This window comes from Coprobacter sp. (assembly GCF_982436375.1).
On record NZ_CEWDCG010000131.1, the window covers coordinates 1 to 8,917 of the forward strand.

Genomic DNA, 8,917 nt, shown 5'->3' on the forward strand with positions numbered 1-8,917 from the left:
TTCCGATAAATAAAATTATATATTCTGATTTTTGAAACTGTTTTCCTATTTTACACATCAATGTAGCTCGTTATCTTCTTCGTCAGAACAGAAAAATACTTCAAAAATAGTGCTAAGAATGTCCGTACAAAATTTGTACAAGTTCTTAAGATTCATGAAATCCGGTTATTAATTATTATAAGTTGAGTAGTCCGATGCTCTTACTATGTTTAATATAATTGGGAAAAATTTATTGCTCGATAAAATGTACAGTTTTTTTATAAAGCTGTATATATCTCTGATTTATTTTGTACATTTGCCTTTCAATATAAGGCAAACCGTTCAAAGAAAAGGTATTAAGTAACATATAAATAAAAAAGATATGAAAAAAAACTGGGTGTTAGTTGTGGCCGTAGCTGTAGCCATAGGCTTTGTTTCTTGTAAAGCTAAAGAAAGTTCATATAAAGCGGCATACGAAAAAGCGCAGGAAAAGCCTGTTGCAGAGCAGACTTTAGCTCCGGAACCTGTCGTGACCAAGCCGGCCTCATCTTCAGATACAAGTTCTTCTCCGGTAAGGGTAAGTACAGAGAAAATTACAACGGTAAATGCCGGAGATGCTTCTAAACTGAAAATGTTCAATGTCGTTGTCGGAAGTTTTACTATCAAAACCAATGCCTCTAATTTGCAGGAGTCTTTAGTCGCAGACGGATATAATGCTTTTTTAGCACAGAATGCAAAAGGTATGTATCGTGTTATAGTCGGCAGTTTCGATGACAGACCTTCTGCTACCGAGTTGCGTGAAAGTGTGAAAGCGAAGTATCCTAATCGGTTCTCGGACGCTTGGTTGCTGATTAACGAATAAAATAAAGAAATATATTATAATAGAAAAGAAAGTGTTCTCATTGCAAGAATACTTTCTTTTTTTGTACAATAATATATAGCCATTCTATTTTATGGGGTATATGATTGGTTTTATTGAGCTTGATTTTTAATAATTCGCATTATCTGTTCTGTTGTATTGGCAATATTGCAAAGAGTAAAGTCTTTCTGTATGGCTTGTTCCAAAGTGACGGGATATGGGAGTATAGAGAATGCCGCAAGAAATCCGGCATCTATGAGTTCTTTCGTATTTTCTACACAGCCGCCTAAAGCGATGACGGGAATGTGGTGTTTTCGGGCGGCAGCGAGAATGCCCGAAGCTGTTTTCCCCATAATGGTTTGTCGGTCGAGCTTTCCTTCTCCGGTAATGATCAGATCTGCTCCGGCAATGAGTTTGTCAAAACCGATTATTTCGAGTACCGTTTCTATTCCCGATTTTAACTGGGCGTGAAAAAATGCAAGACATGCTGCTCCCATTCCTCCTGCAGCTCCTGCCCCCGAAACTTTACTGATATTTATGCCTTTCTCTTGTTCGATTATATGGGAGAAATTTCTTAGCCCTTTGTCAAGAAAACGTACTTGTTCACGGTCGGCTCCTTTTTGAGGAGCATATACATAGGCCGCACCGTTAGGACCAAAAAGCGGATTGTTTACATCGCATATTATTGTGAACCGGCAATCTTTCAGTTCCGGTAATACTCCAGACTCATCGATGGAGGCGATCCGGGTTAATATTTTTCCTCCATATCCTAAGATTGTGCCGTTTTCATCTCTGAACCGGATTCCGAGAGCTTGCAACATTCCTGTGCCGGCATCATTAGTCGCACTTCCGCCTATGCCGAGTAGGATATTCCGACATCCTCGCCGGATAGCATTTTTGATCAGTTCTCCTGTCCCGAATGTCGTTGCCTCCATCGGGTTACGTTTTTCTTTAGGTATCAGTGCTAGACCGTTGGCTGCTGCTGTTTCTATAACGGCTGTTTTCCCATCTTCTGATAAGATGTAGCCGGCATTGATCGTTTCCATTTGGGAATTATGTGCGGAACATATTATTTGTTTTCCTTTTAATTGTTGCAGTAATGTTTCGTACAATCCCTCTCCACCGTCAGAAACGGTTAGGCAGATAACTTCACATTCCGGAAATACACGGAGTATTCCCTCTCTTGCGCTTTGGGCAACGTCGGCAGAAGATACCGAACCTTTGAAAGAGTCGGATGCTATGACTATTTTTTTCATAAAGATGTATTTGGCTTACAGATTGGGTGAAAAAGTACAGTCTTTATTTCGAAAAAACAAATTATTTAAAATTTTTCCTCGAATATTTGTTTTTTCAAATTCATTCTATACATTTGCACTCAACAAACAGAGTGAAATGTAAAGATGAATACGATTTTAGTAAATACATATTGGTGGCAATTCTTACAACTCCCGTAGTCGTGAGAAGCAACCTTATGTAATTAAAAATATATACCGTATAAAGAGGTTTGCCAACACGGCAAACCTCTTTTTTTATATCCCGAAAACAGATAGTGAAAACGAAAAAATAAGACAATATGAAAGATTATCAAGTAAATGATGATGGTTATTATGGAGAATTTGGAGGGGCGTACGTTCCTGAAATTCTTTATGGATGTGTAGAGGAGTTAAGGAAGAACTATCTTCCCATTATTCAAAGCGAGTCATTCAAAAACGAGTTTGACGGTTTGTTGCGTGACTATGTCGGTCGTCCCTCACCTCTTTATCTTGCCCCTCGGCTATCCGAGCGGTATGGTTGTCGCATCTATCTTAAACGAGAAGATCTTAACCATACCGGAGCACATAAGATCAATAATACTATAGGACAGATCTTGATTGCCAAACGAATGGGTAAGAGACGTATTATTGCCGAGACCGGAGCGGGACAACACGGTGTCGCAACGGCTACGGTTTGTGCTCTTATGAATATGGAGTGTGTTGTTTATATGGGAAAAACCGATGTCGAGCGGCAGCATATTAATGTACAGAAAATGGAAATGCTCGGTGCTACGGTTTACCCGGTGACATCAGGCAATATGACGCTAAAAGATGCTACGAATGAGGCGATACGAGACTGGTGCTGTCATCCTTCGGATACCTATTATATAATCGGATCTACAGTAGGACCGCATCCTTATCCCGATATGGTAGCCCGCTTGCAGTCGGTGATTAGTGAGGAGATACGGAAACAACTCTCTTTGCAAGAAGGACGGGATTATCCTGATTACCTTATTGCCTGTGTCGGTGGCGGCAGTAATGCTGCCGGAACGATTTATCATTATGTTAATGACGATCGGGTAAAAATAGTTCTTGCGGAGGCCGGAGGAAAGGGTATCGATACCGGTATGTCCGCAGCTACTATACAACTTGGCAAAATCGGGATTATTCATGGCAGCAAGACTCTTGTTATGCAGAGCCAGGACGGGCAAATTGAAGAACCTTATTCTATTTCTGCCGGACTCGATTATCCCGGTATAGGGCCTATCCATGCAAACTTGGCGACAAATAAACGTGCAACGGTTTTAGCTATAAATGATGATGAGGCATTAAACGCCGCATTTGAGTTGACAAGACTTGAAGGCATTATTCCGGCACTTGAATCGGCACATGCTTTGGGAGCTCTCGGAAAACTTCGTTTCCGTCCTGAGGATGTGGTTGTGCTTACCGTTTCGGGCAGAGGGGATAAAGATATGGAAACTTATATTCGTGAAATGAAAAATAAATGAAAAGTCAGATGAAAACATTCGATTATACAACACGAAGTAAAAAAGTATTAGGTGATCTGCATACGCCTGTAAGTATCTATCTTAAAGTTCGTGATATTTATCCTCAGTCGGTACTTATGGAAAGTTCCGACTATCATGCAGGGGAAAACAGCCTTTCGTTTATAGCTCTCTGTCCGTTGGCGAGTATCGGGGTAAACAGCGGAGTTTGTACAATGACATTTCCCGATGGATGCAGAGAAAAGAGGATGATCGATGAATCATTTACCGTAGAAAAGGCTATAAACGGTTTTATCTCCCGATTCAGAGTATCTGGTGACGAGAGCCGGGTATGTGGGTTATATGGTTACACGACATTCAACGCTGTGAAATATTTCGAGAATATTCCCGTAAAAGAGAGCCATGATGAACGCAATGATGCTCCCGATCTACTTTATATTCTTTATAAACAGGTGATTGTATTTAACCATTTTAAAAATGAATTGACTTTGGTTGAGATGCTTTCTGAAGGAGAGGGCACTACTCTTAACGAACTGGAGTCGGTTATCGAAAATAGAAATTTCGCTTCATATAATTTTTTTCTTACCGCACCTGTATATAGCACTGTTACCGATGAACAACACAAGGCTAACGTGCGTAAAGGTATAGAGCATTGTTTGCGTGGCGATGTTTTTCAAATTGTTCTTTCCCGTCGTTTTATCCAGCCTTTTTCGGGTGATGACTTTAAGGTGTATAGAGCGTTGCGTTCTATCAATCCGTCTCCTTATTTGTTTTATTTCGATTTCGGAGGGTATCGTATATTCGGGTCTTCTCCCGAAACGCATTGCAGGATAGAAAACGGTAAGGCGTACATAGATCCTATTGCCGGAACGACCCGACGTACAGGAGATATTTGCAAAGACAGGGAGCTTACCGAAACGCTTCTTGCCGATCCGAAAGAGAATGCCGAACATGTGATGCTGGTCGATCTGGCAAGAAATGATCTCAGCCGGAATTGTCATGATGTGAATGTTCTGTTTTATAAAGAACCTCAGTATTATAGTCATGTGATACATCTCGTTTCTCGAGTGTGCGGACAACTTGATTCGGAAGCTAATCCGGTCGGGACGTTTATCGATACTTTTCCGGCGGGAACTCTTTCCGGTGCTCCTAAAGTACGGGCCATGCAACTGATTTCTGAGATAGAGCCTCATAACCGAGGTGCTTATGGCGGTTGTATCGGGTTTATCGGATTCAACGGATATCTTAATCAAGCGATAACGATACGTACTTTTGTAAGTCGTAACCATGAATTGTGGTATCAGGCAGGAGGCGGAATTGTAGCGCACAGCAAAGAAGAGAATGAATTGCAAGAAGTGAATAATAAGTTGGGAGCTTTGAAAAAAGCCATCGATATGGCAGTAACTTTGAAAAATTAGAAGATATGGAAAAGATATTGATATTTGATAATTATGACTCGTTTACCTACAATTTATTGCATCTGGTGCACGAGTTAGGAGAGACCGATGTCGAGGTGTGTCGGAATGATAAAATTACGCTTGACGAAATAGAACGTTTCGATAAAATTATACTTTCGCCCGGTCCTGGCGTTCCGGAAGAAGCGGGGTTATTGTTGCCATTGATACGACGTTATGCTCCTACGAAGAGTATTTTAGGAGTTTGTCTCGGTCATCAGGCTATTGGTGAGGCTTTCGGCGCAGTATTGGAAAATCTGAAGGAGGTATATCATGGGGTGCAGACTTCTGTGGAAATTATTACGGACGACTTGCTTTTTACGGGATTGCCCCGAGAAATACAAGTAGGTCGTTATCATTCCTGGGTGGTCAGTCCTGATGGATTTCCGGCAGAGCTCGAGATCACGGCGAGAGATGCTTCCGGACAGATCATGGCGCTTCGACACAGAAAATATGATGTACGTGGCATACAGTTTCATCCCGAATCGGTATTAACACCTGAAGGGCATACGATTATTCGCAATTTTCTTTATCATTAAAATAAAAACGGAAATGAAGCAAATTCTATATAAGTTGTTCGAACATCGGTATCTTGGGAGAACCGAAGCTCGGGATATACTTCAAAATATCGTACAGGGTAAGTACAATGATGCGCAGATAGCCTCTTTAATTACAGTATTCTTAATGCGGAACATCTCAGTCGAGGAACTGACAGGATTTCGGGATGCTTTACTCGAAATGCGTATTCCGGTCGATCTTTCCGAATATGCTCCTATCGATATAGTCGGTACTGGAGGTGACGGAAAAAATACGTTCAATATTTCTACTGCGGCATGTTTTGTCGTAGCAGGAGCAGGTTATCCCGTTGTGAAACATGGAAACTACGGAGCTACTTCGGTAAGCGGGGCAAGTAATGTTATGGAGCAGCACGGTGTACAATTTACTTCTGATATGAGTCGTCTTCGTAAGAGTATGGATATGTGTAATATTGCCTATTTGCATGCACCTCTTTTCAATTCGGCCATGAAAGCCGTTGCTCCTGTTCGTAAAGCTTTGGGGGTACGTACGTTTTTCAATATGCTCGGTCCGCTGGTCAATCCGGCCTTGCCGAAATATCAGTTGCTCGGAGTTTATAATTTGTCGCTATTGCGTCTTTACAATTATGTCTTTCAGGAGAGCGATACTCGTTTTGCCGTAGTGCATGGTCTCGATGGATACGATGAAATTTCATTAACGGGAGAGTTTAAGGTTGCGACTTCTACTACTGAGACGATCTATACTCCTGAAAGTATAGGTTTTAACCGTTATTGTGAGCAAGATCTCGATGGGGGAAAATCTCCGGATGAAGCTGCTCGTATATTTGATCGTGTATTGCAAGGTGAAGCTACACCGGCGCAAACCGACTGTGTGATTGCTAATGCAGCGTTTGCTATTCGGGTAATTGAGCCGGAAAAATCTCTGGCAGACTGTATCGCCTTAGCTCGTGAATCTATGGAAAGTGGAAGAGCATTAAAGACATTGAAAATGTTTGTCGAACTTAATTCTTGATTCGAAGATGAATATTCTGGATAAAATAGTTGCAGATAAACGAATCGAAGTGCAGCGACATAAAGAAGCCTATACTGTGGATATGCTTTTAGGAAGCGAACAAATGATGCGCAGTACTGTTTCCCTGAGCCGTGCATTGTCAGAATCTTCTTCAGGTATAATAGCTGAGTTTAAACGTCGTTCTCCTTCAAAAGGGTGGATACATCGGGATGCCGATGTCGAAAGAGTTGTGCTTGATTATCAACGAGGTGGAGCATCTGCATCTTCTATATTGACTGATTATACTTATTTTGGCGGAACGGTTGCCGATTTGTGTAAAGTCCGGAAAAGCATTGATATACCTCTTTTACGTAAAGAGTTTGTAATCGATGAATACCAGATTTATCAAGCAAAAGCGATAGGTGCGGATGCCGTGTTGCTCATCGCTGCAGTACTCGATCGGAAGACTTGTCGTCGTTTTACCGATTTGGCTCACAGCCTCGGAATGGAAGTATTGCTCGAGTTGCATGAAGAAAAAGAACTCGACTATTTGGATACCGGAGCTGATATGATAGGAGTTAACAATCGTGATTTGACGACCTTTGAAACTCGAGTGGAACACTCGTTCGATATGGTCAGGTATTTGCCTTCGGATAAAATCTGCATATCGGAAAGCGGGATTTCTTCCCCCGATACGGTTAGAGCTTTGCGTCGAGTGGGATTCAGAGGATTTTTAATGGGAGAGAATTTTATGAAAGAGGTTCGACCCGGTGCAGCTTTGAGCTGGTTTGTGAAGCAGTTAAACGGTGGAGAAGATGTTGGTTAAAGTATGCGGTATGCGTGATGGGGAGAATATTCGGTTGGTGGAGAATCTGTCGGTTGATCTCATAGGTTTTATTTTTTATCCCCGTTCTCCTCGTTATGTAAATTCCTTGCCTAAGTACCTGCCGCGATCTGCAGGACGAGTAGGGGTTTTTGTAAATGAAAAGCTGGGCGTGATCGAAGATGCGGTAATCCGATACGGACTTACACATGTGCAGTTGCACGGGAGTGAAATCCCTTCTGTGTGCGTGGCATTGAGGCAACAAGGAATACAGGTGATTAAAGCCTTTTCTGTATCTGTTCCAGATGATTTGATGGCTGTCGGGAGATATGACGGGTGTTGTGATTTTTTCTTGTTCGATACTTCTACGTCCGGTTATGGCGGTTCAGGATGTTCGTTCGATTGGGGTATATTGCAACATTATACAGGAAACGTTCCTTTTTTGATAGCAGGAGGTATAGGAGAGAATGATGTGGAGAGAGTTTTGAATTTTAAGCATCCACAATTTGCAGGGGTGGATTTGAACAGTTGTTTTGAAATTTCTCCCGGAATAAAAGATATAGAAAAATTAAACCGATTTATAACAAAATTAAAGAGATGAATCGAATACAACAATTGTTTGGCCGTAAAGAAAAAAATATTCTTTCGGTCTATTTTACAGCCGGATATCCGGCGTTTGATATTACTCGTGAGATTATTGGAGAATTACAACGTCAGGGAATCGATATGGTAGAAATAGGAATCCCTTTTTCAGATCCTATGGCCGATGGAATCGTGATTCAGAATGCGGCTGCAAAGGCTTTGCAGAACGGTATGTCATTGAGTAAACTCTTCGGGCAGCTTCGAAATATCCGTTCCGAAGTAGATATTCCGTTAATCTTGATGGGGTATCTTAACCCTATAATGCAATATGGTTTTGAGAACTTTTGCCGAAGTTGTCATGAAGTAGGAGTAGATGGAGTAATAATCCCGGACTTGCCGTTCAAAGATTATCTTGAAGAGTATAAGCCCGTAGCAGATCGTTATGATCTGAATGTAATAATGCTTATTACCCCTGAAACTTCCGAAGAACGTATCCGATTTATCGACAGGAATACAGAAGGATTTATCTATATGGTATCTTCTGCGGCGACGACCGGTGCGCAGCAGTCGTTCGATGAAGTTAAGCAGGAATATTTCCGTCGTATAGCTGCGATGAATCTTCGTAATCCCCGCCTGATAGGATTCGGTATATCTAACCGGGAAACATTCGATTCAGCTTGTCGGAATGCTTCCGGTGCGATTATCGGTAGTCAGTTTGTTAAGTTGCTTGCACAGGGGTCTCCTGCAAAAGCCGTTTCTCGATTATTGGAGATGATTGGGAAAAAGTAGGTTGAGAATTTATATGGATTTAAAAATCACGATAATATATTTATCGAAAAATTTAGATAGCATCTTGTAGATTGCGGATGCGGTAGAGAGTATAAAAGAGGGTGACCCAAAAGTCAATAACGACTGAACGGGTCACCCTTTTTCAT

9 protein-coding genes are annotated in these 8,917 nt (G+C 41.5%); 8 read left to right on the forward strand and 1 reads right to left on the reverse strand.

The window, feature by feature from the left end; all coding sequences use genetic code 11:
• The first annotated feature begins 361 nt into the window (after nucleotides 1–361).
• On the forward strand, nucleotides 362–841 hold the full coding sequence (locus AC1WHX_RS08230) for an SPOR domain-containing protein (protein ID WP_009318692.1): 480 nt from the start codon (nucleotides 362–364) through the stop codon (nucleotides 839–841).
• Nucleotides 842–951: 110 nt separating this feature from the next.
• Here AC1WHX_RS08230 and AC1WHX_RS08235 read toward each other — a convergent pair whose 3' ends face one another.
• The gene (locus AC1WHX_RS08235) at nucleotides 952–2,094 is read right to left on the reverse strand and encodes a glycerate kinase family protein (RefSeq protein ID WP_302544860.1); all 1,143 of its coding nucleotides are present in this window, start codon (nucleotides 2,092–2,094) and stop codon (nucleotides 952–954) included.
• 317 nt (nucleotides 2,095–2,411) lie between these two features.
• On the opposite strand from AC1WHX_RS08235, the gene trpB reads away from it, so the two are divergent.
• From trpB to trpA, 7 genes are read left to right on the forward strand one after another with little or no spacing between them, the layout of a single operon-like run.
• Complete coding sequence (trpB, locus tag AC1WHX_RS08240) at nucleotides 2,412–3,599, forward strand: tryptophan synthase subunit beta (protein WP_009318694.1); 1,188 nt, start codon at nucleotides 2,412–2,414, stop codon at nucleotides 3,597–3,599.
• An 8-nt stretch (nucleotides 3,600–3,607) separates the two neighbouring features.
• Nucleotides 3,608–5,014, forward strand: a complete 1,407-nt coding sequence (locus AC1WHX_RS08245) for an anthranilate synthase component I family protein (protein ID WP_122337501.1) — start codon at nucleotides 3,608–3,610, stop codon at nucleotides 5,012–5,014.
• Between the two features lie 5 nt (nucleotides 5,015–5,019).
• Nucleotides 5,020–5,589, forward strand: coding sequence for an anthranilate synthase component II (locus tag AC1WHX_RS08250; RefSeq protein ID WP_009318696.1), 570 nt, complete (start codon nucleotides 5,020–5,022; stop codon nucleotides 5,587–5,589).
• A gap of 13 nt (nucleotides 5,590–5,602) precedes the next feature.
• On the forward strand, nucleotides 5,603–6,598 hold the full coding sequence (gene trpD, locus AC1WHX_RS08255) for an anthranilate phosphoribosyltransferase (RefSeq protein ID WP_122337464.1): 996 nt from the start codon (nucleotides 5,603–5,605) through the stop codon (nucleotides 6,596–6,598).
• Nucleotides 6,599–6,605: 7 nt separating this feature from the next.
• Nucleotides 6,606–7,403, forward strand: a complete 798-nt coding sequence (trpC, locus tag AC1WHX_RS08260; RefSeq protein ID WP_022390324.1) for an indole-3-glycerol phosphate synthase TrpC — start codon at nucleotides 6,606–6,608, stop codon at nucleotides 7,401–7,403.
• On the forward strand, nucleotides 7,393–8,001 hold the full coding sequence (locus tag AC1WHX_RS08265; protein ID WP_009318699.1) for a phosphoribosylanthranilate isomerase: 609 nt from the start codon (nucleotides 7,393–7,395) through the stop codon (nucleotides 7,999–8,001). The genes trpC and AC1WHX_RS08265 overlap by 11 nt, the downstream gene beginning before the upstream one ends.
• Complete coding sequence (gene trpA / locus AC1WHX_RS08270) at nucleotides 7,998–8,771, forward strand: tryptophan synthase subunit alpha (RefSeq protein WP_022600495.1); 774 nt, start codon at nucleotides 7,998–8,000, stop codon at nucleotides 8,769–8,771. The genes AC1WHX_RS08265 and trpA overlap by 4 nt, the downstream gene beginning before the upstream one ends.
• Nucleotides 8,772–8,917 lie beyond the last annotated feature (146 nt).